Below are 23,674 nucleotides of genomic sequence, written 5' to 3'. Positions count from 1 at the left end.
AGTTCTAAATTTTCATTTACATTTCATATTACAATAAATAAAACGACTAAAACATACGTAAATTGGGTATTTATAATCTATATTTATACATCTATATAACAGCGTTTTGAAGTTTCATCATTCTTTCATCTTAAACATTGGCTTAAATCGTTCTATGACTGTCATTTGCTCCCTACTATCTTGTGTGTTAGCAGCCTCCATTAATTCTTCTTGTGCAGATAACGTCCCCTCTATATTAGAAACCTTATAATAAGAACCATCGGCTCTCATAAGATGTGCTTTTAATGTATCTACTAAATATAAATCTAGAATACCTTTAATTCTTGCTTTATGACGTTTATCCTCAATAGGAATCATCAATTCAACCCGTTCATTTAAATTGCGAGGCATCCAGTCCGCACTAGAAAGAAAGATTTTTTCATTGCCTCCACTTCGGAAATAGAACAATCTATGATGCTCTAAGAAACGTCCAACTATGGAACGTACCGTAATATTATCACTAACACCTGCAATGCCAGGTCTAAGCGTACAAATCCCCCGTACAATCAAATCAATACGCACACCATTAGCAGAGGCCTCATATAATTTGGCAATGACTTTTTTATCCAGTAAGGAATTCATTTTGGCAATAATATATGCATCTTCACCACGTTTAGCACATTCAATTTCTTCATCTATAAGATCCATAATTCGCTCTCTCAAATTTAATGGTGCTACGATAAACTTATTCCAAATCGGTGGGTCCGAATAACCTGAAATTAGATTGAAGAAGCGAGATGCATCATCACCATATTCATCATTGCATGTAAAAATACCACAATCCGTATATATACGCGCCGTTTTACCATTATAATTCCCCGTTGCTAAATGCACATAACGGCGTATACCATCTTCTTCACGGCGAACTACCATTGTAATCTTAGAATGGGTTTTTAACCCCTTTAATCCATAAATAACATGACACCCCGCCTTTTCTAATCTACGAGCCATAGTAATATTATGCTCTTCATCAAAACGGGCCTTTACTTCCATCAAAACAGTAACTTGCTTACCATTGTCCGCTGCTTTTACAAGAGACGCAATAATGGGTGATTCTCCACTAACGCGATACAAGGTTTGTTTTATAGCCAAGACATTTGGATCTACCGCAGCTTGTGCTACAAATTGTTCAACCACACTAAAGGATTCAAAAGGATGATGTACAAATATATCTCTATTACGAATCACATCGAGTAAATTTTCTCCTTCGAATCCAATTAAATCGCTTGGTATTTTAGGCTCAAATGGTTTATAGCGCAGATTATCATACCCAGGGTAATTTGAAAAATCGAAATACATACGACAATCTAAATGACCATCTATATGGTATACATCTTTTTCTTCAAGTTCTACACTTGCCAATACGGTACGCAACAATTCAGAAGAACCAGCTCCAACAACCTCTAAGCGAACCGCATCACCACGGCGTCTACGCCGTAAAGAAGCTTCTACCTCTGTCAATAAATCCTTTGCGTCTTCTTCATCGATTTCCAAATCCGCATCACGAGTCAAGCGGAAAATCATGGCCTCTTCTATGCCATAACCTTGGAAGAACTGGATTGCATAATAACTAATTACATCCTCTAAATAGACAAATCTATGTTCCTTGTTCGATGAAGATGGTACTTCTATAATTCGATCTAATACTGATGGTATTGGCAAAATTGCAATTTTATAATCCTTTGTACCATCAGGTTGGACTTGAAAGATGCGAACAATAGCATTAATCGTATTATTAGCTAAAAAAGGAAATGGATGTCCTGAGTCAACGGCCAATGGAGTGACCACAGGATAGATTTGTTCCTCAAAATAATGACGTAACCAGGCCTTTGTCTTTACATCTAACTCTTCAGGATGAAAAAAACTAAACCCTTTTTCCTTTAAATCTGCTAAAACGCGATGTAAATATGTATATTGTAACGAAACTAAACGTTGTACAGATTCATCGATAGCTTTGAGCTGTGCCTTGGCATCCATATGAGCAGCATCATATTTAACAATACCATTCATAGCTTGATGACGTAATCCCGCTACGCGTATCATAAAAAATTCGTCTAAATTAGAACTGGCAATAGCGATAAAGCGTAAACGCTCCATTAAGGGATTGCTCGTATCCATCGCTTCTAATACAACCCGTTGGTTAAACTTTAACCAGGATAATTCACGGTTAAAATAGTACTTTGGACTTGTAAACAACTTATACACCCCCTATGGTCAAGGAAATTTCCATACCAAATATTTCGCTAAAATAGATAGAATCTCGATTAAACGTCCACCATTCAAGAGAAATATTTTCCTTTGTCCGTACGTGAACAATTAATTCTTTATCCTTCTCTTCTAATCGTATCTCGTCTATTTTTTGATTACTTCCCGCATCTAATGAACAGGCTATACGGACGATAGCAACAAGCTTTGTAACTTGTATTTTTTGTAATTCTGTTAGCACTCTAAAGCAATCATCATCATCTGAAGGTGTCCCTTTATAGTGGTAATACACTACATTCGCAACTACTTGTTTTTCTTCCTCTGAAAGTCCAAATATATCAGTTCCCATGACGATATGATACGCATGTTCGCCATGATTTCTAAGGCTTACAAATTTACCAACAGAACACAAGATTGCCGCTATGCGACACAAATATCCCCACCGCTCTGGCAAGCCTTTATGACGCAATGCATTACAAAAGGCTAAACTAAAACGTTCAACCTCCCTATCATGTATAGAATCCGTGTGATAACGAGTCGCTATAGCACGTGCTAAGTCAGCATTTTGCTCACGTAACTGATACATATACGGATGATTTTCAGATTCTACACCGTAAAACCAACTAATACCTTGTGAAAAAGAATAACTACTAAATATTAAAGACTCTGGTTGAATCGCATTAATGATTTCTGCAAACAAAATCATTGTAGGCATAAGAATATTAGCTTTAAATTCCGGTATCTTATACCGATTCATCAATTTGGTAGCCGTAATACCATCAAAGGAGTCTACTAGCTCTTTAAATTGCTGTGGGTTAATTGTTGTAATAGGTTCACTATCACTATATCCCATCAATTGTAAGATTAAACGTGCTTCATCACCGGAAAATATGACATTCTTAATATTAAATAATTGCAATTCTTCTCGCAATGGACTAATCATACGATGCAAATATTCTGTAATAGCAGTGCTAAACGATATAGAAGCCCTTTGATTTCTGTTAAAAGACTCCATAACACGGAGAGAACCACTATGCATGTTTTGTTGGAATAACAAAGATGCTCCTCTCCAAGCTGTTAGACCAACCCCTCCAGATGTAACATCTGCAAAGAGACAAGCTGTATCCTCATCTGTCGCCTTATGATGGTACATCATTTCGTAATATACAAGAGCGTACTTAAAATATACCTCTTTAGGCATATCTATCACTTCAACACGCATGCCAGTTTGTATAAAAATCTGATCCAGTATAGCTCTTCTATTAGTGGCCTCCCGAATTACGGTAGTGCCATATAAACGGCATCTAGACACACCATAATCAGCCATTAATTGTTTATAGCCCTTAAGAATGTCACAAATCTCTTCAATCGTTTTAAAGCTAAGACGTGAAGTTTGAAATAATTCTTCTCCAAAGGTCACTTCTCGAGCTGCATAATCGATGACACGTACATCATCAATACTTTTGTATTCTAATATTGTAATGCTCATGCTACTAGACCCAACATGTAAAATAGCATATCTGAGCACTTTTGATAATGTCATACCTACCTCCTACTGAGGGGACCACTCAATTTCTAACTGACGTTTAAATTCCTTTTTAAAAGGCTTCACTAATTTTTCAACAGCCCCTTTTGTTATATCAATATCTAGATGCTTTGGATACTGTATAATCAAACGCACCTCATCTGGACTAATTCGACTATCTAAATTCATAACCAGCTGTTCATGACTTTCATCAAGAGCCTCAGCAATAGCTAGAATAATTGACAACTTTTGCCCTATCGAACGCTGCTCATCATCCAGTAGTTTACCGTACAAGAAGTTTTTATATTCCTTAGGTGTTAAACCATGCGAATTCATAACGAGAAACGCACTAAAAGCCTGTTCAATATGTGTCATTCCGTATAGATTACTGTTAACCAGCATATAGCAACCATGTCGAGCATGACTATAATAATTCACACGTTTGCCAATATCATGCAATAATGATGCTACTTGCAAACAACGGCGCAGCGCATTATCGCCCTTATGCAAGGACCACCATTGTTCAAATAATGTATCAGCTAATCTGCAAATATATTTAGCATGAACGAGCTCATGACGTGTCATCTCCAATAAAACATTTTCTGCAGAGTGAATCAATATATCTGGAATAATAGGATTACCACCTAAATAGTTATGCCCATAATAATCATAAAATAAACCTTCTCGAAGGCCAGAACCACCTACAACTAAGGTTTTACAATTCACATAATTAAATAATTCATAGACGATACTCATTCCCGCAATTATGATATCAGCTCGCTCGGATGAAAGACCATTTATTTTTTTGCGTTGCCCTAACGGTTTAGATCTAACCTCATCCAATAATTCTGTAAAGCGATGGTATGGAATCTCATAGTTATGTAATTTAGTAATAGGATATGATAATTTACGTTGATCCATTTTGGCTATATTTCGTGCAGTACCACCAATACCTAACAGAGGCATTTTAGTGTTCTTAAGCCAAGGTTGTTCCTCTATGGCCTTTCTAATGGCCTTAATCATTTTATTGTATTCTTTGTCTGTAAACTCATCGCCCTTCTGATAGGTTCCGGTTAATGTTAAAGCACCAATAGGTAAGCTAACAGACTGTTCAATTTGACGATTTCTTACTAATGTAATTTCAGTACTGGCTCCGCCTAAGTCAAAAATAACAAAATCCTTGAGACCAATCGTATTAATAACACCCAAAAAGCCTAAACGAGCCTCTTCTTCTCCTGAAATACATTCTAAATCAAGCCCGGTCTCACGTTTCACGGTTTCAATAAATTCATCACCATTTTTAGCTAATCGAACAGCTGCTGTAGCAACAGCTTTAGTAGAATTTACCTCAAGCGCTTTTGCCATATGTACATAAGACTGTAGCGACACTAAAGCACGATTCATAGCAGGTTCTGTCAGTTTATGATTACCCCACATATTTTCGCTTAAGCGAATGGAATTTTTTTCCTGATAAATTAAGCGATAACTACCTGTATCTGATATTTCATAAATAACGAATCGAACGGAATTCGATCCTAAGTCAATAAATGCAATGCGTTCCATCTTATCATCCTTTGTAAGCCCAAATCGATATAGACTATATATGTTAGTATACCATAGAAAAACGCGATCCTTTCTACGAAAGAATCGCGTCCTACCAAGGATATATGTATAAACCATAATTAGTCCACATATATCCTATAACTAGCAGTATTTATTTTATTCCAAATACACGTTTGCCATTTTCATAAGCAATCGAAGCAAACTCATCTACATCCATACCGCGTAACGATGCAATTTCCTGAGCCACAAATTGTGTTTTACTCGGATCATTACGACGGCCTCTAAATGGAGGTGGTGTTAAATACGGAGAATCCGTTTCAATAAGAATACGGTCAAGTGGCACTTGTTTAGCAACCTCTTTTAATTTCGTAGACTTTGGAAATACAACAGGTCCAGCAAAGGATATATAGAATCCAAATTTAATAGCCTCTTTAGCCATCTCCCAACTACCGGAATAACAATGAAAAATCCCCCAATTGTCCTTGCCTTCGTTGCGCAATATATCCATGATATCACCATGAGCATCACGGTCATGGATGATAATAGGCAAATCTACCTCTCGAGCCAACTCGAGTTGACGTATAAACACCTTCTTTTGCGTTGGTCTATCAGAAAAATCATAATAATAATCTAGGCCAATTTCACCGATAGCACGGACCTTATCATTGTGTAATGCTAACTCTTTAAAATATTCATAGTCATCATCAGTAAAATCTTTTGCTTCGTGAGGGTGTGTGCCTACAGCTGCATATAAACGGTCATCAGTTTCAGCCAATGCAACACCTGATTCAACAGTTTGTCTATCAACACCAGGAATCATAATGTATTCAACGCCTGCATCGAAACAAGCTTGTAACATATCAGCTCTATCGTTATCAAAACGATTATCGTTAATATGTGCATGTGTATCAAAGAGTTTCATTATTTTACAATGCTCCCTGCTGGTAATGATTCAATATTGGTAACTTCTAAATGTTCTTCCCAATCAGAAGCGGATAAAATCATACCGTAAGATTCTATGCCCATCATCTTTTTAGGGCTCAAGTTTGCTAAGTAAATTACCTTTTTACCAACCATAGATTCTGGCTCGTAATATTGAGATATACCACTTAATACAGTGCGTTCTTCAAGACCAATATCCAATACAAATTTCAATAATTTTTTAGACTTAGGTACCTTTTCACAACTTACAACCTTAGCGACACGAAAATCCAATTTTTCAAAATCATCATAGCTAATATTTTCTTTTAAAGGTGGAATATTAGACGTATCAACAGATTCTGTAGTTTTTTCTTCTACAGAAGCGATTTCTACCATTTCTGGAACTTCAAAACGTGGATAAATTGGCTCACCTTTTACGACCTTTGTACCAGTTGGAATACCACCCCATGTACGTACATCATCTAATTGGACATGCTCAAAACCACCTAGGCCCAACTGTTCCCAAATTTTTGGAGCCCCCACTGGAATAACAGGGCTTACGAGAACGGCAATGATGCGTAAGCTTTCAGCAAGATGATACATAACGGATTGCAAACGACGAATATCTGTCTCATCAGAGCTCTTAGCCAAGACCCAAGGCATAGTTTCATCGATATATTTATTCATACGGCTGATAAAAGCCCATACTGTTTTAAGGGCCTTATTTAATTCCATAGCTTCCATTTGAGCTTCAAAATCTGCTACCGTTTGTTCTGCCAAGGAAGAAATTTCTTTATCTAAATCATCTACATCATCAGTTTTTGTGATGATGCCACCATGATATTTTTCAATCATCGCAATAGTACGATTTAAAAGATTACCTAAATCATTAGATAAATCCGCATTAATTTTGGTTACAAAGTTAGGCAATGTGAAGTTTCCATCATGGCCTAATGTAATTTCACTTAACAAATAATAACGCAAAGAATCGGCACCATATGTATCAATCAATGGATTTGGATCGATAACATTACCTAGAGATTTACTCATCTTGGTACCATCTACAATCATCCAACCATGACCAAATACCTTTTTAGGCAATGGCAACTCAAGGCTCATGAGCATCATAGGCCAAATAATAGTGTGGAAACGAACAATTTCCTTGCCCACCAAATGAAGATCTGCTGGCCAGAATTTCTTATATAGTTCACCATCCCCATCGAAAGGAGATAATGCGCTAATATAGTTTACTAATGCATCGAACCAAACATACACAACGTGTTTCGGGTCGAATGGAACCTTAATCCCCCAGTCAAAAGATGTACGAGAAACAGCCAAATCCTCAAGACCTTGTTTTACGAATTGAATCATTTCATTGCGACGAGATTCAGGTTGAATAAAATCAGGATTTTCTTCGATAAATTTAAGCCATTGGTCTGTATATTTACCAAGTTTAAAGAAATAGCTTTCCTCTTTAACGCGCTCTACAGGACGTCCACAATCTGGACAGGTATGATTTTCACCAAGTTTTTGTTCAGTCCAGAAGGATTCGCAAGGTGTACAATACCAACCTTCGTATTCTGCTTTGTAAATATCGCCTTTTTCGTAAGCTTTCGTAAATAATTCTTGGACTACCTTTTCATGACGTGCATCGGTAGTGCGAATGAAGTCATCATTGGAAATATGCATTTTTTCCCATAATGATTTAAATCCATTAACAATATTAGTCGTATATTCTAATGGTGTAATACCTTGTGCCTCAGCAGCACGTTGAATTTTTTGACCATGTTCATCAGAACCAGTTAGTAATCTTACATCATAACCAGCTAAACGTTTAAAACGAGCAATTGTATCAGCTACAGATGTACAATATGTATGACCTATGTGCAATTTAGCACTAGGATAATAAATTGGAGTTGTAATATAAAATGTCTTCTTTGTATCGCCCATCATAATCTCCTTCTATTCATCACTTGTGAAAGTGTTATCGCTCTACAATATTATAAACCTCACGGCGAGAAACGCCAAAGCGTTTTGCTACTTCGCGAATAGCTTCCTTCTTTGGTACTCCTGTTTCTACTAATTCGGCTACGGCTGCTTCATAGGATATAGGTTGTTCTTCCTTATCATCAGTCGGTTCACCCGTCTCACAACCACCTATCACTAAGACAAATTCACCTTTATAGATAATTTGATCTAAGTCATCACAAATGGAAGCTAAATCAGTGCGTAAAAAGGTTTCAAACTTTTTAGTTACCTCGCGAGCAATCGTAATCGGTCGATTGCCCAAGGCCTCATACATATCACAGAGAACCTCTTGTAAACGATGAGGTGCCTCATAAAATATTAGCGTTCCTCGTTGTTTCGCCATAAGCTGAAGAGCATCATTGCGATGTTTCCCACGCTTTGGTAAAAAACCGAAGAATGTAAATTGTTTAGTATCTAAATCAGATGCAATAAGCGCCGTTAATGCTGCATTAGCCCCCGGTAAGGGTACAACGGATATAGCTTGTGCAATGGCCTTCGATGCAAGATCTGCACCAGGGTCAGATATAGCAGGCATGCCCGCATCACTAACACAAGCAATATTCTTACCCTCTAATAACATCTCTATAATAACAGTTCCTTTTTCTTCCTTGTTATGTTCATGATAAGAAATCAAAGGCTTACTAATTTCAAAATGCTTTAACAGTATACCGGTGTGCCGTGTATCTTCGGCTGCAATAGCATCAACCTCTCCCAGTATCCGTACAGCACGATACGTCATATCCTCTAGATTGCCAATGGGCGTAGGCACTAAATACAAGGTGCCCTTGTTATTTTCGTTCATACCAACGAGACACCTCCTCCGTGTACACATTAGGTTGGCTATATACGATTAATGGCGGCTCAACGATTAACCCTTGTTCACCGCCCTTTATAGCCTCAATCAAAACGATTTTAGCCGGTTTATGAATCATACCATGAACCATGCGTATTCGTTTAACAGTAAATCCAACCGCTGTTAATGCATGTATGAGCTCTGATAAACGAGGTGCACTATATACCATCCATAAACGCCCCTTATTTTTGATTAATCGAGAAGCCGCTGTACATACATCATCAATAGAAGTACAACCATCATGTAATGCCAAGCTAAGATGATGATTATTAGGAACTTCACCTCGTCGATGGTCAAAATAAGGAGGATTCACTAGAACACCATCAAAAGGTTTGGAACCAAATTGCTGATAATTCATAGTGCGATAATCACCTTGAACTATGGATACAACATTGGATTTATGATTATATAGAACACTGCGTTCAGCCATGTTAGCCATTACATCATTAATCTCAACACCTGTAATATGACCAGCACCTAGAGATGTACCTATTAACGGTAATACCCCTGTACCTGTGCCTAAGTCTATATATCGATGACGCTGATTAAATCGGCAAAAATGAACCAATGCAATAGCATCAAAGGAAAAGCGAAATTGATCTTGCCGCTGATATATCTTTAAATCATCGATAATCAAATCATCGAGTTGCTCTTGATTATTCATCTGGCAATGCCACATCAGACCATTTTAAATCGATGGTTCGACCTGCCTCCAACTGAACCTTAACGGTATGTTTATGATAATTTACCTTGAGAACCTTGCCGATACCTTCATCAGTTACGACCTCTTTACCGATACCTGGTGGCTCTACGTCGCGAGGCGATGGAGTTCTATCCTTCTTTACATAAAGGTCTCCACCCTTTTTATATAAATCGTCTTCGTAGTTTAAACAACACATAAGACGACCGCATACACCAGAAATCTTAGTCGGATTCAAGCTTAAATTTTGATCCTTAGCCATGCGAATCGATACCGGTGAGAAATCACCTAAAAAGTTAGAACAACATAAAGGTCTGCCACAGGCACCTATGCCATTTAACACTTTAGCTTCATCACGAACACCTACTTGACGTAACTCAATACGCGTTCTAAAAACAGTGGCTAAATCTTTTACAAGTTCACGGAAATCTATGCGCCCATCGGCAGTAAAGAAGAATACAATTTTATTCATATCAAATGTGTATTCTACATTAATTAGCTTCATCGGTAATTTGCGCTTCGCAATTTTTTCTAAGCATATCGCAAATGCTTTTTCTTCTCGTTCCTCATTCTTTTCTAATTGTTGTAAATCCTTAGGTGTAGCCTTTCTCATTACTTCTTTTACAGGCATCACCAAAGAATCTTTTGCCACCTCTTTTGGTCCAATTACAACCGTACCATATTCAACGCCACGCGCTGTCTCTACAATGACGCCATCATCGATTGTTAGAGTTTCTTCGCCAGGTAAGAAATAGTAAATCTTACCAGCCTTTTTAAATCGTACGCCAACGATGGTTACCATCTAAACCTCCTCACGAGCATCGTGAAGGGCGATACTAAGACCGTCCATCACGAGAGCGATTTTTATGTGCAACCGCAGTGCCTGTTCCGCGCGCAATGTTTCATGAGCTACAGTTGCTAAAGCGGCCATTGGCCAATGCGGTAATAATTCTAATAATACTGTTCTATGCATGGGTACTTGTAGTTGCTCTATGGTTGCACCACATTTAAGGGCCATCATATCGCGACTTAACAATCGTAACCAATGCATTAAATCCAATGCATCATCACGGGTCAGTGACTCACACCATATGGCAATCTTTGAAAACCATCGTGAATCAGAGCCTAATGTTCGCATCCATTGTATGGCTAATTCCAACATGGCTATGGTTCCCTGTTGTACTAATGCTTCCACAACAGCAGGGTTACCATGGCCCATCGAAATAGCTTCATCTATGTTTCCTGTAATACCACGTTGCTGCAATGCGTAGCGAATACTTTCATCTGAAACGGATTGAAAGCCCACACCCATACAACGTGAAATAATTGTTGGCAACACAAGATTAATCTTGTTCGTAATAATAATGAAGTACACCTGTGCCGGTGGTTCTTCAATCGTTTTTAACATGGCATTCGCCATAATAGCATTGGCCATGTGAAAGTCTTCAATGATAACGACGCGGTTTCCAAGACCAGCAACAGATAGATGATCTTGCAATAGGGAATACCATTGTTCTACTTTTAAGGTTGATTTCATAGGACGAATCCAAAATGCATCTCCCTTATCCATATAAATAGGTAAACCTTCCGCTTCTATTTTCTTTTCACTTTCACCATTGGCAAGGCGTGCATTTTTTACCTCGTCTAGATATTCAGCCCCATTATGACCTGGAAATACCTGCCGTCCTAAAATCAACGATGCTAACCCTATAGCCATATCAAGTTTACCGAGTCCAGCCTCTCCATAGAACAACAAGCTATGTGGTAATGTTTGCCGTTTTACCAATTCAGTTAGGTGGTTTTTAATCGTATCTTGACCGATTACATTATCAAAATATGTCATAATCCCTCCTATCCTGTCCAATATTACTATTATATAGGAAAATGGCGACTTTTTAAAGAGTCGCCATGTCCTAAGATATGTGATTGTATCTATCGCAATATCGTTTTTACCACATCGTATATGTCATTGTGTATAGATTTTATACTGCGCATTGTAAAAGTTCCAGATTCATCTTGTTGGGCACAGGAAATACGATGCCATTGATAACGTTCAACTAATTCATCATAGGCATTGTGAACAGCTTGCAAATACACTCTATTTCCTTCGTGTATATCCCCTGTCTCTCCCCCTGTTTTACCAGTTCGCTCAGACATCAAAGATTCCGTCACGTCTAATGGAACATCAAGCAAACATACCGCATCAGGACGAGGTAAACCAAACTTAACAAATTCAAAGTCTTCCAACCATTCTAAAAATTGAACACGTTTATCCGCGTCCGTATATTTCACCATTTGATGAACCATATTTGACGTCGTATACCGGTCAGCAATAATGATGCCACCATCATTATAAAATGACTGCCAATCCATTCTAAAGGATGCAAAACGATCGATAGCATACATAGAGCTTGCTACATAGGGATTAACCGAGTCTACATCCGTGCCAAATTGGCCCGATAAATACATCTTAATTGGCATCGATGCATCACTATCATAATTTGGAAAGCTAACACTGCGCACACGATGACCTTCTGCTTGTAATCGTTCTACCAAGCACTTTGTTTGTGTAGCTTTGCCACTGCCATCGCCACCTTCTAGTATGATTAAAGTCCCCATCTCTACTCCTCTACAACTTGTATCGTTTCTAAGTTCATATCGGCTGCACCATTTGGCATATACCCCAATGCACGCCGTTGTTGTATATATTGTAACACAGATTCTGTAATCTCTTCACCTACGGCTATACAAGGAATTCCCGGTGGATAATAAGCAATGGTTTCACCGCAAATATGATGTAACGCCGACTCGAACATACAGGATCTACGCTCCTTATAAAGGGCTTCCCTCGGTGTCATACGTACAACAGGAATAGGCAGAATGGTAGCTGACTGAATAGTCTCAGTACGTTCCTCTATTTGTTCACCAGCACGATTTATTAAGGATGACTTACTACAAATCTCATCGCTTATAGCCTGTACAGCCTTTACAAGAGTCATGATAGATTCTTCTGTATCACCTATCGTGATGAGTACTAACACATGATGCGCCTGCACAAGTTCAACTTCGATATGGTGAGCACGTAATCGTTTTTCGAAATCCACACCGGTAAGCCCCAATTCCTTGGCATCAATCAACACCTTTGTTACATCATAGTTAGGTCTATCTACATCCTTGCTTGACATGATAGAAATGCCCTTTATGGCTTCCAATTCACGTCGTAGTTGTAAACTTAATGACACAGCATGATTTACCAAATTGCTACCTTCCGTAGCCAACTGATGGCGCGCCATATCAAGGGATGCTAAAAATATATAATTAGGACTCGTACTTTGTAACATCTGATGCATTTGTGTAATGCGGCGTTTATTAATTAAATCGCCTTGACCTAATAGCCAAGAGGTTTGCGTCAAAGAACCTACCGATTTATGCGTGCTTTGTGCCACTAAGTCTGCACCTGACGCAATGGCTTCAACAGGTAAATTTTCTGAAAATGGTAAATGAGGTCCGTGCGCTTCATCAACAAGAACAATCATCCCTCGTTTGTGTGCTTCTTGTACGATAGTTACAATATCTACACCTACACCATAATAGTTTGGATACACTAAGAGAATCGCCTTAGCCTCTGGATGAGCATCCATAGTTTTAATAGCATCTTCCACTGATACACCTAAAGGGATACCCCACCGAGCATCAAATTGGCAATCCATATAAACAGGCTTTGCACCAGATAACACTAATCCACTAATAACGGAACGATGTGCTTCTCGAGGAATGATAATCGTTTCATCAGGACCTACTGTCCCCATAATCATCGCTTCAATTAAAGCGGTTGTGCCATTAATAGAGAACCAGCAATCATCAGCTCCATATAATTCAGCAGTTAAGTCTTGCGCCTCTTTTAACTCTCCTTCAGGTTCATGTAGATCATCTAGAGCATACATAACCCCTAAATCATATGGCAGTGCTGCTCCCATCCAGTCCTTTAGTAACTGAGGCGCTTCAACACCAATCTTATGACCAGGTGTATGAAAAGGCACAAAATGTTGTTCCTTATATGATTCTAAAGCCTCTACAAATGGCATTTTTTCTTGATTGCTCATATATACCTCGTAAAAAGGGCATGAATCTCAATGAGACTCATGCCCTTATGCATGTTATTTATCGCTGTGGACGACGCTTAGGATTAAACTGATTCATCCCTTTGTCTATGCCCACCTCTAAGGTGCCTAATACAGCTTTTACTGTGTCTTTGATACCTTTTTGTACTTTCTCTTGATTTTCTTCACTAAATGGTGCTAACACGTGATCAATGACAGTCCATTGTGGTAATGGACGACCAATACCTACGCGAAAACGCGGAAAATTTTCTGTTCCTATATGGGAGATTAAAGATTTAATCCCATTATGCCCACCAGAACTACCATTTGGTCGAATACGTAATTTGCCTACCGGTAAATCCATATCATCATAAATGCAATACACATCAGATGGATCAATCTTATAGTACCGCATCAATGGACCTACAGACTCACCACTTGCATTCATAAATGTTTGAGGCTTTACAAGCAATACCTTCTCACCAGCTACATTAATACTGCACACCTCTGCCTTTTGTTCTTCTCTCCAAGGAGTGTGAGAAACGCTATCTGCAATGGCATCGATGACCATAAATCCAATATTATGTTTTGTCGCTTCATATTGCTTGCCTGGGTTACCAAGGCCTACTACTAACTTCAAGAATCACCTATTATTTATCAAATAAATTACTTACTGAAACTTCATGAAAGATACGCATAATTGCTTCGCCCAATAATGGCGCTACAGATAGTTGCGTTACATTGTCTAATTTGCAATTTTCTGGTAATGGCATTGTGTTTGTTACGATAAGCTCTTTAATGTTAGAGTTTGCAATGCGTTCACTTGCTGGATCTGTTAATACAGCATGGGTAACAGCAGCCATAACAGATTTAGCACCAAATTCTTTTAATGCTTTAGCACCTTCTACAAGAGAACCTGCTGTATCTACAATATCATCAACGATGATACAGTTTTTGCCTTTTACATCACCAATGAGGTTCATAACTTTAGCTACGCCTGGTTCAGGGCGTTTTTTCTCGATGATTGCAATTGGCGCACCAATGCGGTCAGCCAAATCACGAGCTCTTGTAACACCGCCAAGATCTGGAGATACTACAATAACATCTTCAAGATTTTTTTCATTAATGTATTTAGCTAAAATGGATGCACCATATAAATGATCTACTGGCACATCGAAGAAGCCTTGAATTTGACCTGCATGCAAGTCAATTGTTACAAGACGTGTAATACCAGAAGTTTGCATCAAGTTTGCTACTAATTTTGCAGTAATTGGTTCACGACCACGAGTTTTGCGGTCTTGGCGAGCATAACCGTAGTAAGGAACTACAGCTGTAATATGACGAGCAGAAGCACGTTTTAACGCATCAGCCATAACCATTAATTCCATTAAATTATCGTTTACAGGATAGCTAGTTGGTTGAATGATAAATACATCTTTGCCACGTACGCTTTCATCAATCATAATTTGTACTTCGCCATTATTAAAGCGACCTACAAACGCTTCACCTAAAGGCAAACCTAAATAATCACAAATTTCCTTTGCCAATTCTGGATTTGCGTTACCTGTGAAAATCTTAAGTTTTTTGCCGTCTTCAAATGCCATTTTGATACCCTTTCATTTCTCCGTAATCTTAGTTAGTTACTCAATGTATATGTAACGAAATATTACAGATATACAACCTTATTGCCTTATTATTGTATACTATTTTTCCTATCTTGTGTGAAAAATTTTTGATAAATTCTTATTTCTTTTTGAAAGTATCGTCTGTAACCCAATTTTCTTTCACAATTTGCTTGCTACGACCTACTGCTAATGCCTTATCTGGAACATTTTTAGTAATCGTAGAACCTGCTCCTACATAGCTATAATTACCAATTGTAACAGGTGCTACCAAATTGCTGTTACAGCCTACAAATGCACCGTTGCCGATAGTTGTACGATGCTTGATTTTTCCGTCATAATTTACCGTAATCGTACCGCAACCAATATTGACACCAGAACCTACATCGCTATCGCCAATATAGGATAGATGAGGGAATTTGGTGCCTTCCCCAACATTGGAATTTTTAACCTCAACGAAATTACCAATATGAACCTTGTTGCCAATAACCGTATTAGGACGCAAATGAACATATGGACCAATATCTACGCCATCTTTTACTTCGCAGTCATGACCATAGGTAAAATGAATTACTGTATTATTGCCAACAGTTACATTCGTCAAGCGTGTATGAGGTCCAATTTCACAGTTTTCACCAATCACCGTATTGCCTTCTAAAACGGTACCAGGATGTAGAATTGTATCAGCCCCCACAGTAACCTCTGGTGCTACATAGGTATTGTCAGGATCAATAATCGTTACACCAGCGGTCATTAATTCTACATTTTTACGATGTTTTAAAATAGATTCTGCTTCAGCCAATTGCAAGCGAGAGTTTACCCCTAACGATTCTTCAAAATTTTCAGTCATATAAGCGCTTACTTTATCGCCGCCATTTACGAGAATACCAACCACATCTGTAATATACAGTTCACCTTGTGCATTATCGTCGGATAATTGGCCGAGACAAGGCCATAGTTTTTTACTATCAAAAGCATACATACCAGTATTAACTTCTTGTACAGCTAACTCTTCTGGTTTGCCATCCTTTTGTTCTACAATGCGTACCACATGACCTTCTTCGTTACGAATGATACGACCATAACCTGTTGGATCTGGCATATGGGCCGTTAAAATTGTAGCCGCTGCTCCAGATGCAGTATGTTCTTTTAAAAGAGCTTCTAAACTTTCCTTAGTTACGAGTGGCGTATCCCCACATAACAATAAAATAGTGCCATCAAAAGATCCTAATACAGGTTCTGCCATTTTTACTGCATGACCTGTACCATTTTGCTCTTCTTGACGTACAAATTCAGCACGACCTTCTAGATAGTCTTGTACCGCATTACCACCAAAGCCAACGATAACAACATCCTTATCGGTTCCAAGAGATTGAACAGTTTCTAGAACGCGTTCAACCATAGCTTTACCGCCAACTTTATGAAGTACCTTTGGCAATTTGGACTTCATCCGTGTACCCTTACCAGCTGCTAAAATAAGACTTGCAATATTCATAGTAAACTCCTATCTATCAATCGTATCAAATACAGGTTCGATGTGAATTTCATTTGTACTTTCATCAATACCATGGAACGTAAATAGTGATTCATAATCATTGATTAACTTAGGATTTGGTTCAGCAGTAGCCACTAGAACACCTGTTCCCACTACTTTACCATTCATCTCATGTACAAGCTCGGTCAGGCCTTTAGCCGTACCGCCAGCCTTCATGAAATCATCAATAATTAGCACCTTCGCATTTTGTGGAATAGCGCGTTTAGTTAATGTCATCGTTTGAATTCGACCAGATGAACCCGTTACATAGTTAATACTAATGGCAGATCCTTCTGTAACCTTACTATCACGACGCGCGATAACAAGTGGCTTGTTGAAAGCCCTAGCCACCATAACCGCCAAAGGAATCCCTTTTGTTTCTACCGTCAAAATATAATCTGGATTGCGATCTACAAAGCGAGTCATAATAATTTCGCCTAACCGAGTCATCACATGCCAATCATACAAAATATCCGACATATAAATAAATCCACCGGGAATAATACGATCTGGTTCACGCAAACGTTGTTGCACATCGCGTAGGATTTCATTGGCCTGCTCGCCTTTTCGATGAGGTATGAATCGAACACCGCCAGCTACCCCCGCTACCGTTTCTAGAGTACCCAACTGAAAATGTTCCATCGATTGACGGACACAGGTTAAATCTTCACTTACTGTAGATTTCGCCATTCCGAAAAAATCACAAAAATAATTAAGAGATATAAGTTTTTGTGGAGAATCGACTAATAATTTAGTCATTGCCACCATTCTTTCAACACGTCGAACTTTATTCATAAGCCTTCCTTTGCTGAATACTCGATTTATATTGATATCTATATTATACCATGAATTTCCGAATATTCGCATTGAGAAAAAATATATAATTCGGAAAAAGCTCTAGTCATAGACTAGAGCTTTCAACAGTTTATATATAGTTATAAAATATATACTTTTACAGTTTGACGACCAAATCGCAAAGCTTCTGCACGAGAATTAAAGGCTAGGTCAATACGGCTACCTTTAATAGCTCCGCCAACATCATCAGCCACGGCATAGCCATAACCTTCAATAAACATCTTTGTACCTAATGGTATAATCCGTGGATCTACTGAAACAATACCTTTTTTTAAGCGACTGCCAGTTGCCGTATAATTGCTATTTCCTGGGTCTTGAGCACTATATGCACTAGCATGCATCGTCATAACGCGTACATACTTATTGGGAACCCCATTATGACTACGCGAAATGGCGGAATCGCCAAAACGAGTTTCTTCCTTTTCTAAAGCACTCATCGTAGCCGTACCTACACGTCCATCTACAGCGAGGCCTTTAGCCTTTTGAAACTTACGTACTGCTAATTCAGTGTTACGCCCAAAAATACCATCTGCTGAATCATTAAGATATCCTTGATGCACTAACATGGTTTGAATTTTCTGTACATGATGACCTCGTTGTCCCTTATCAACTGACTTCGCCTGTGCGAAGGCCATCATATTAGTCATACATAGCACAGTACATAGTATTAAAATTCTCTTAATCATGTACATTCCCCTTTATTGCTTAACTTAGCAATTATGATATACCCCAATATGACATTCTTTTCGTTTAGCCCCTACAATTCGTAAGTAGCCATAACCAATGATAGCAGAAATGATGGAACCAATCAACACGCCACCTTTAGCCATCTCTTGAGCATGACCTGGATCAAAAGCTAGAACGGAAACAAATATACTCATAGTAAAACCAATACCACATACAATGGATGTACCATAAATAAATTTCCAGTTAGCTTCTGCTGGCATAGGTACAATACCTAACTTAATCATGCCAAACATAGCACCAAAGATACCGATTTGTTTCCCTAAAATAAGGCCTAATGCAACGCCTAAAACAACTGGATGACTTAAATCAGCCATACCAAATCCATCAAGGTTAACACCGGCATTAAAGAATGCGAAAATTGGAACAATAACAAAACTTACCCAGTTAGATAAATAATGTTCCCAATGTTGCATTGGTCTCACATATTTACGACCAATCTTGCCCCGTTCAGGAATTGTCATCGCCAAGATTACGCCTGCCATTGTAGCATGTAAACCAGAACGAAGAATACAGTACCATAAAATGATCCCAAGAATGATATAAGACAAAGATCTAACGTAACCAGACCGATTACAATAAATCAATAACCCCGTTACAACTACAGCAGCAAATAAATAGAAAAGATTAAGATTTGCTGCGTAGAATATAGCAATAACAATGATAGCAATTAAGTCATCAATAACAGCTAAGGCCGTCAAAAATACTTTCATAGAGTTAGGAACTCTTGAGCCTAATGCAGTTATTACACCTATAGCAAAAGCAATATCTGTCGCAGTAGGAATAGCCCATCCATGAACGTAAACTTCACTAAATCCAGCAATAAGATAGTAAATAATAGCAGGTACTAATACACCAAATAATGCAGCAATACCTGGCATGATACGCTTAGCATTCGTATTTAGTTCACCACTTACCAATTCACGTTTTACTTCTAATCCAACAAAGAGGAAAAAAATCGCCATTAATGCATCATTAACCCACTCCATCGTTGTTAATGGACCTAGTTTTAAATTAACCAGAGACATATATTGTGTTGCCAATGGAGAATTCGCTACGATTAAGGCAATAAGTGTAGCTCCTAGTAAAACGGCAGTAGCCGAACCAGGAGAACGTAAAAGTACAAATATCCGTTCCATATGATTCCTTCCTAATATGATAAGTTTATTATTTGTTCTTAATAGATCTTATTTTATAAGCCACAATTAAAACTATAGCACCTAATAAACCAGAAATAATAGAGCCTATAAAGATACCAATTTTAGACATTTCTTGAGTGACACCAGGTGGAAATGCCAATGTAGCCACAAATAAGCTCATAGTAAACCCAATACCACAGACAATGGCTGTACCATAAACCTCGGGCCATGTTGTATTAGTAGGCATCTTAATAATCTTAGACTGAACTAAAACGTAAACAGCGGAGAATATACCAAGCTGTTTTCCCAAGATAAGGCCTAATGAAACACCTAAAACAACAGGGTGGAACAAATGATCTACAGAAACATCTGAGAAGGATACACCAGCATTTAAGAAGCTAAATAGAGGAATAATCAAAAAATTAACCCAATTTTTCAATTTATCCGCCCATGCGTGCATAGGATAAACAGTTTCTCCATCCAACTTACCCATTGCAGGAATAGTCATAGCTAACACAACACCAGCGATAGTGGCATGAACACCAGATTTTAAAACAAAATACCAAAGAACGGCACCGAGTACACCATATAAAACTGGTCTCACATAGCCTTGTTTATTGGTATACCACAACGCTCCCGTCACAATAGCAGCAACGATTAAATGAGGAAAATCTACACCACCACCATAAAATATGGCAATCACTATGATAGCAATTAAATCATCGATAACAGCCAATGCCGAAAGGAATGCCTTCATCGCTTGTGATACGCGTTTACCAAGCATCATAATGACACCAATTGCAAAGGCAATATCGGTAGCAGTAGGTATTCCCCAACCATGCGTATATTCTGGTACAGATCCAGCAATTAAGAAGTAAACTAACGCAGGTGTTACCACCCCGGCAAATGCAGCTAAAACTGGTAACAATCTCTTTGAGTTGGTGTTTAGCTCACCGGAAATCATTTCAGTCTTAATTTCAATCCCTACATATAGGAAAAATAAAGCCATAAGACCGTCATTTACCCACTCCAATACATCCATTGGACCTAAATAAATATGCATCAGAGAAAAATACTGTTCAGCTATTGGCGAGTTTGCAGTTATAACACCAAGAATCGCAGCAAGTAATAGCATAATACCGCCAGATGATTCAGACTGAATAAATGCTTTAATATATTTCATAGTAACTTCCACTTTCTCAATCATAATATAAATACAGGTTTTAACACATAAAAAACCTAGTTGATTTATATTATTATATCATTTTAGTTCGAAATCAATCAATAAACTAATGATGAAGCACGCTGATTAGATACAGGAAGAATATAATAACTTAATGATTAAATCCTCTAATTAAAGAAATAAAAAATACAACTAGAGGAATAGTTAAACAAATACCTGCTATAGTATTTGTAACTGGATTAGACCAAAGTGGCATAATAAATCCAAGTAATACTAAAGTACTACAACAGATTGGTGTACGCCAAACATGTTTTATCTCAGCCGATACTTTAGATTCTGTAGCACTAGCTCTGCCAAATTTCTTTTTAATAGTCATAATAATACCAGTCACAATGCCTACAATAAGAACAATATCCCAGATGGCCCATAATATTTTAAGAGCCATCGTATTATGATTATGAATATGGAGATTAATCATTGTAGTCATGCCCGTAAAATACCAGGGGATATTTTTTGTAGAATACATATCCTTAGTAGAATCAGTATATAAATTAGCATAGACTGGTTGGCCCAAGAACATAGCTGGATCATCATCATTTTCAGCACCTAAATAAAATGCATAATGATGATTATTAAATTTAGATGGATAATCTATAGATATAAGCTGACGATCTGGGTATGCTTTCATAATGCGAGAGATAGCTTCAGATGGTTGTAAAATGTCAGATTGACCAACTGAAAGTTCTTGCTTTGCAGTGTGTAGTACATCTGCATTATAGCTGTCATTAGCAATAAAAAATCCACCTATCCATACACCTGTAATACATAAGATAAATCCCCATACAGTAGCAACCATAGCAAATTCTCGATGTAATGTACTTAATTTCATATAGTTAGACAATACAGTGGATTTGGCAAAGCTTTTACGAAATGGACCGTATAAAAAAATACCAGAAATAATAGATAACCCACATACTAAAGATAAAATTGTTACAATATAAATTCCTGTTTTACCAAGATCTAATCGTGTATGTAGTTGATGAAGCGTGTGTAATACACTTCGAACCCAAGGATGTGCAGGCGTTTCATGATGCGTAGTAATAAGCTCCTTTGTTTCAGGGTTATATAATGCATAATCCCCTCCCATCCCCATACGCGCTGGAGGTGCTACAGTTGCGGAAGAATCAATAATACGATACCGTAAAATATGTGCAGCCCCCATAGCTGGAGAAATATTTAAAATATCCTTAGACGGATATTTTTCTTTCACTAATAGGGCACCTTCATCAGCATAATTAAAAATAGATATTTCTTGTTGACTCATCGCCATTGATGACGAGGAATGATGTGACCCTCCTTGAGCCCATGCATTTAATTCAGTTCGGAACATAAGGACAAGACCTGTAATACAGAACATTAAGAAAAATAGCACAGAAACGATAGATAACCATTTATGAATTTTATAAATTTTTGACATACATATGCCTCCTTCCTCATTATGTTATACATTAATTATTATATCAATACAATACAGCAACCACTATGGGTATAGAGTATATAAACAAGCTCCCCTTGAATGTATATATTATAGTATGATACAATATGTACATCATGCGGGCGTAGTTCATCGGTAGAATGCGAGCTTCCCAAGCTTGAGAGGAGGGTTCGATTCCCTTCGCCCGCTCCATATATAATATTCCGTGATGTGATATGCGTCATGGTTATTTTTTTGTATAAAGATATAATAAAAACAGATTTGTATTGTATATTTTTATAAGGAGTATTCCATGAAATTAAGCGCAAGAAATCAATTAAAAGGTACAATCATTGAAATTCAAGAAGGTGCTGTAAACGCAATTGTAAAAATTAATGTAGGTAACGATAACATTCTTACAGCTGATATTACAATTCAATCCGTTAAAGACTTAGGCTTAGCAGTTGGCAAAGAAGTTGTGGCTGTTATTAAATCCACTAGCGTAATGGTTGGTGTAGAATAATAAGAAAGAGTCGCTTCGGCGGCTCTTTTTTATTAAAATATTTTTAAGTGCCCTGGTCGGACTCTACATGTAAGTATATATAATAAAAAAGGCTAATCATTTGGTTAGCCTTTTTTAGCTTAATCAGCGACTTCCTATCACTCCTCACTGTGGATTTCTCATCGCTGCTTTGCAGCTGGAGAAATCTTACGTTCGGATGAAGGTGATGTGTGGCTCCCATACGTCGCTACGCTCCTCTGTTAGCTCACACCCTACCTTTCCCAGGTGCCCTGGTCGGACTCTACATGTAAGTATATATAATAAAAAAGGCTAACCATACGGTTAGCCTTTTTAGCTTAATCAGCGACTTCCTATCCTCCCAGGCCGTCTCCAGCCAAGTACTTTCGGCGTTTACGAGCTTAACTACTGTGTTCGAGATGGGAACAGGTGGACCCTCGTAGCTATCGCCACTGAATCTGTCAGAGTTTGTACTCTGAAAACCACATAGAAGGTATATATATATATTTGTTGCACATTTCCGCTTATTGTTATTAAGTAAAGCCCTCGATCTATTAGTACCAGTCAGCTCCAAGCCTCACAGCTCTTCCACACCTGGCCTATCAACCATGTCGTCTACATGGGATCTTACTAGCTTATGCTATGAGAAACCTCATCTCAAGGCTGGTT

20 protein-coding genes, 1 tRNA gene and 2 rRNA genes are annotated in these 23,674 nt (G+C 38.0%); 2 read left to right on the top strand and 21 right to left on the bottom strand.

The window, feature by feature from the left end:
* Positions 1 to 117: 117 nt before the first annotated feature.
* The 19 genes from ppk1 to VAHSUH02_RS03930 all read right to left on the bottom strand — a co-directional run bounded on the left by ppk1 (position 118) and on the right by VAHSUH02_RS03930 (position 22,488).
* Entirely contained in the window at positions 118 to 2,235 is a 2,118-nt protein-coding gene (ppk1, locus tag VAHSUH02_RS04020; RefSeq protein ID WP_038148586.1) for a polyphosphate kinase 1, read from the bottom strand.
* 1 nt (position 2,236) lies between these two features.
* The gene (locus tag VAHSUH02_RS04015) at positions 2,237 to 3,787 is read right to left on the bottom strand and encodes a Ppx/GppA phosphatase family protein (RefSeq protein ID WP_038148588.1); all 1,551 of its coding nucleotides are present in this window, start codon (positions 3,785 to 3,787) and stop codon (positions 2,237 to 2,239) included.
* A gap of 9 nt (positions 3,788 to 3,796) precedes the next feature.
* Positions 3,797 to 5,332, bottom strand: coding sequence for a Ppx/GppA phosphatase family protein (locus VAHSUH02_RS04010; protein ID WP_038148590.1), 1,536 nt, complete (start codon positions 5,330 to 5,332; stop codon positions 3,797 to 3,799).
* A gap of 151 nt (positions 5,333 to 5,483) precedes the next feature.
* Complete coding sequence (locus VAHSUH02_RS04005) at positions 5,484 to 6,254, bottom strand: TatD family hydrolase (protein WP_005382476.1); 771 nt, start codon at positions 6,252 to 6,254, stop codon at positions 5,484 to 5,486.
* Positions 6,254 to 8,203, bottom strand: a complete 1,950-nt coding sequence (gene metG, locus VAHSUH02_RS04000; protein ID WP_038148592.1) for a methionine--tRNA ligase — start codon at positions 8,201 to 8,203, stop codon at positions 6,254 to 6,256. The genes VAHSUH02_RS04005 and metG overlap by 1 nt, the downstream gene beginning before the upstream one ends.
* A 34-nt stretch (positions 8,204 to 8,237) precedes the next feature.
* Positions 8,238 to 9,083: a 16S rRNA (cytidine(1402)-2'-O)-methyltransferase gene (gene rsmI, locus VAHSUH02_RS03995; RefSeq protein ID WP_005382478.1), complete on the bottom strand. Its 846-nt coding sequence runs from the start codon at positions 9,081 to 9,083 to the stop codon at positions 8,238 to 8,240.
* Positions 9,070 to 9,798, bottom strand: coding sequence for a tRNA1(Val) (adenine(37)-N6)-methyltransferase (locus tag VAHSUH02_RS03990; protein ID WP_005382479.1), 729 nt, complete (start codon positions 9,796 to 9,798; stop codon positions 9,070 to 9,072). Before VAHSUH02_RS03990 ends, rsmI begins: the two co-directional genes overlap by 14 nt.
* Positions 9,791 to 10,636, bottom strand: a complete 846-nt coding sequence (locus tag VAHSUH02_RS03985; RefSeq protein ID WP_005382480.1) for a PSP1 domain-containing protein — start codon at positions 10,634 to 10,636, stop codon at positions 9,791 to 9,793. Before VAHSUH02_RS03985 ends, VAHSUH02_RS03990 begins: the two co-directional genes overlap by 8 nt.
* On the bottom strand, positions 10,637 to 11,677 hold the full coding sequence (locus tag VAHSUH02_RS03980) for a hypothetical protein (RefSeq protein ID WP_005382481.1): 1,041 nt from the start codon (positions 11,675 to 11,677) through the stop codon (positions 10,637 to 10,639).
* An 89-nt stretch (positions 11,678 to 11,766) separates the two neighbouring features.
* Positions 11,767 to 12,453 carry a dTMP kinase gene (locus VAHSUH02_RS03975; RefSeq protein WP_005382482.1) on the bottom strand — a complete coding sequence of 229 codons (687 nt, stop codon included), beginning with the start codon at positions 12,451 to 12,453 and terminating at the stop codon, positions 11,767 to 11,769.
* A 2-nt stretch (positions 12,454 to 12,455) separates the two neighbouring features.
* Positions 12,456 to 13,937: an aminotransferase class I/II-fold pyridoxal phosphate-dependent enzyme gene (locus tag VAHSUH02_RS03970; RefSeq protein WP_005382483.1), complete on the bottom strand. Its 1,482-nt coding sequence runs from the start codon at positions 13,935 to 13,937 to the stop codon at positions 12,456 to 12,458.
* A gap of 58 nt (positions 13,938 to 13,995) precedes the next feature.
* Entirely contained in the window at positions 13,996 to 14,574 is a 579-nt protein-coding gene (pth, locus tag VAHSUH02_RS03965; protein ID WP_005378490.1) for an aminoacyl-tRNA hydrolase, read from the bottom strand.
* A 10-nt stretch (positions 14,575 to 14,584) separates the two neighbouring features.
* Positions 14,585 to 15,538 (bottom strand): ribose-phosphate diphosphokinase, encoded by a 954-nt coding sequence (locus VAHSUH02_RS03960; protein ID WP_005378517.1) that lies wholly within the window; start codon positions 15,536 to 15,538, stop codon positions 14,585 to 14,587.
* A gap of 139 nt (positions 15,539 to 15,677) precedes the next feature.
* Positions 15,678 to 17,051 (bottom strand): bifunctional UDP-N-acetylglucosamine diphosphorylase/glucosamine-1-phosphate N-acetyltransferase GlmU, encoded by a 1,374-nt coding sequence (glmU, locus tag VAHSUH02_RS03955; protein WP_005382486.1) that lies wholly within the window; start codon positions 17,049 to 17,051, stop codon positions 15,678 to 15,680.
* A 9-nt stretch (positions 17,052 to 17,060) separates the two neighbouring features.
* Complete coding sequence (gene purR / locus VAHSUH02_RS03950; RefSeq protein WP_005378496.1) at positions 17,061 to 17,885, bottom strand: pur operon repressor; 825 nt, start codon at positions 17,883 to 17,885, stop codon at positions 17,061 to 17,063.
* Positions 17,886 to 18,025: 140 nt separating this feature from the next.
* Positions 18,026 to 18,631 (bottom strand): 3D domain-containing protein, encoded by a 606-nt coding sequence (locus VAHSUH02_RS03945; RefSeq protein ID WP_009660878.1) that lies wholly within the window; start codon positions 18,629 to 18,631, stop codon positions 18,026 to 18,028.
* A 24-nt stretch (positions 18,632 to 18,655) separates the two neighbouring features.
* A complete protein-coding gene (nhaA, locus tag VAHSUH02_RS03940) occupies positions 18,656 to 19,828 on the bottom strand; it encodes a Na+/H+ antiporter NhaA (protein WP_005382489.1) in 1,173 nt (390 codons plus the stop codon).
* A 28-nt stretch (positions 19,829 to 19,856) separates the two neighbouring features.
* Entirely contained in the window at positions 19,857 to 21,011 is a 1,155-nt protein-coding gene (gene nhaA, locus VAHSUH02_RS03935) for a Na+/H+ antiporter NhaA (protein WP_005378504.1), read from the bottom strand.
* A gap of 151 nt (positions 21,012 to 21,162) precedes the next feature.
* On the bottom strand, positions 21,163 to 22,488 hold the full coding sequence (locus VAHSUH02_RS03930) for a PepSY-associated TM helix domain-containing protein (RefSeq protein ID WP_005382491.1): 1,326 nt from the start codon (positions 22,486 to 22,488) through the stop codon (positions 21,163 to 21,165).
* Between the two features lie 136 nt (positions 22,489 to 22,624).
* Between VAHSUH02_RS03930 and VAHSUH02_RS03925 the strand changes: the two genes are divergently transcribed.
* Positions 22,625 to 22,698 (top strand) — tRNA-Gly (locus tag VAHSUH02_RS03925).
* Positions 22,699 to 22,798: 100 nt separating this feature from the next.
* Positions 22,799 to 23,008, top strand: coding sequence for a TOBE domain-containing protein (locus tag VAHSUH02_RS03920; protein ID WP_005378494.1), 210 nt, complete (start codon positions 22,799 to 22,801; stop codon positions 23,006 to 23,008).
* A 337-nt stretch (positions 23,009 to 23,345) separates the two neighbouring features.
* Here the strand turns inward: VAHSUH02_RS03920 and rrf are convergent.
* Positions 23,346 to 23,462, bottom strand: a 5S ribosomal RNA gene (gene rrf, locus VAHSUH02_RS03915).
* 76 nt (positions 23,463 to 23,538) lie between these two features.
* Positions 23,539 to 23,674, bottom strand: a 23S ribosomal RNA gene (locus VAHSUH02_RS03910); the annotation flags it as partial.

It is taken from the genome of Veillonella atypica KON (assembly GCF_002959915.1).
GTDB classification, from domain to species: Bacteria; Bacillota; Negativicutes; order Veillonellales; family Veillonellaceae; genus Veillonella; species Veillonella atypica.
This window is presented reverse-complemented; position numbering and strand designations above follow the sequence as displayed.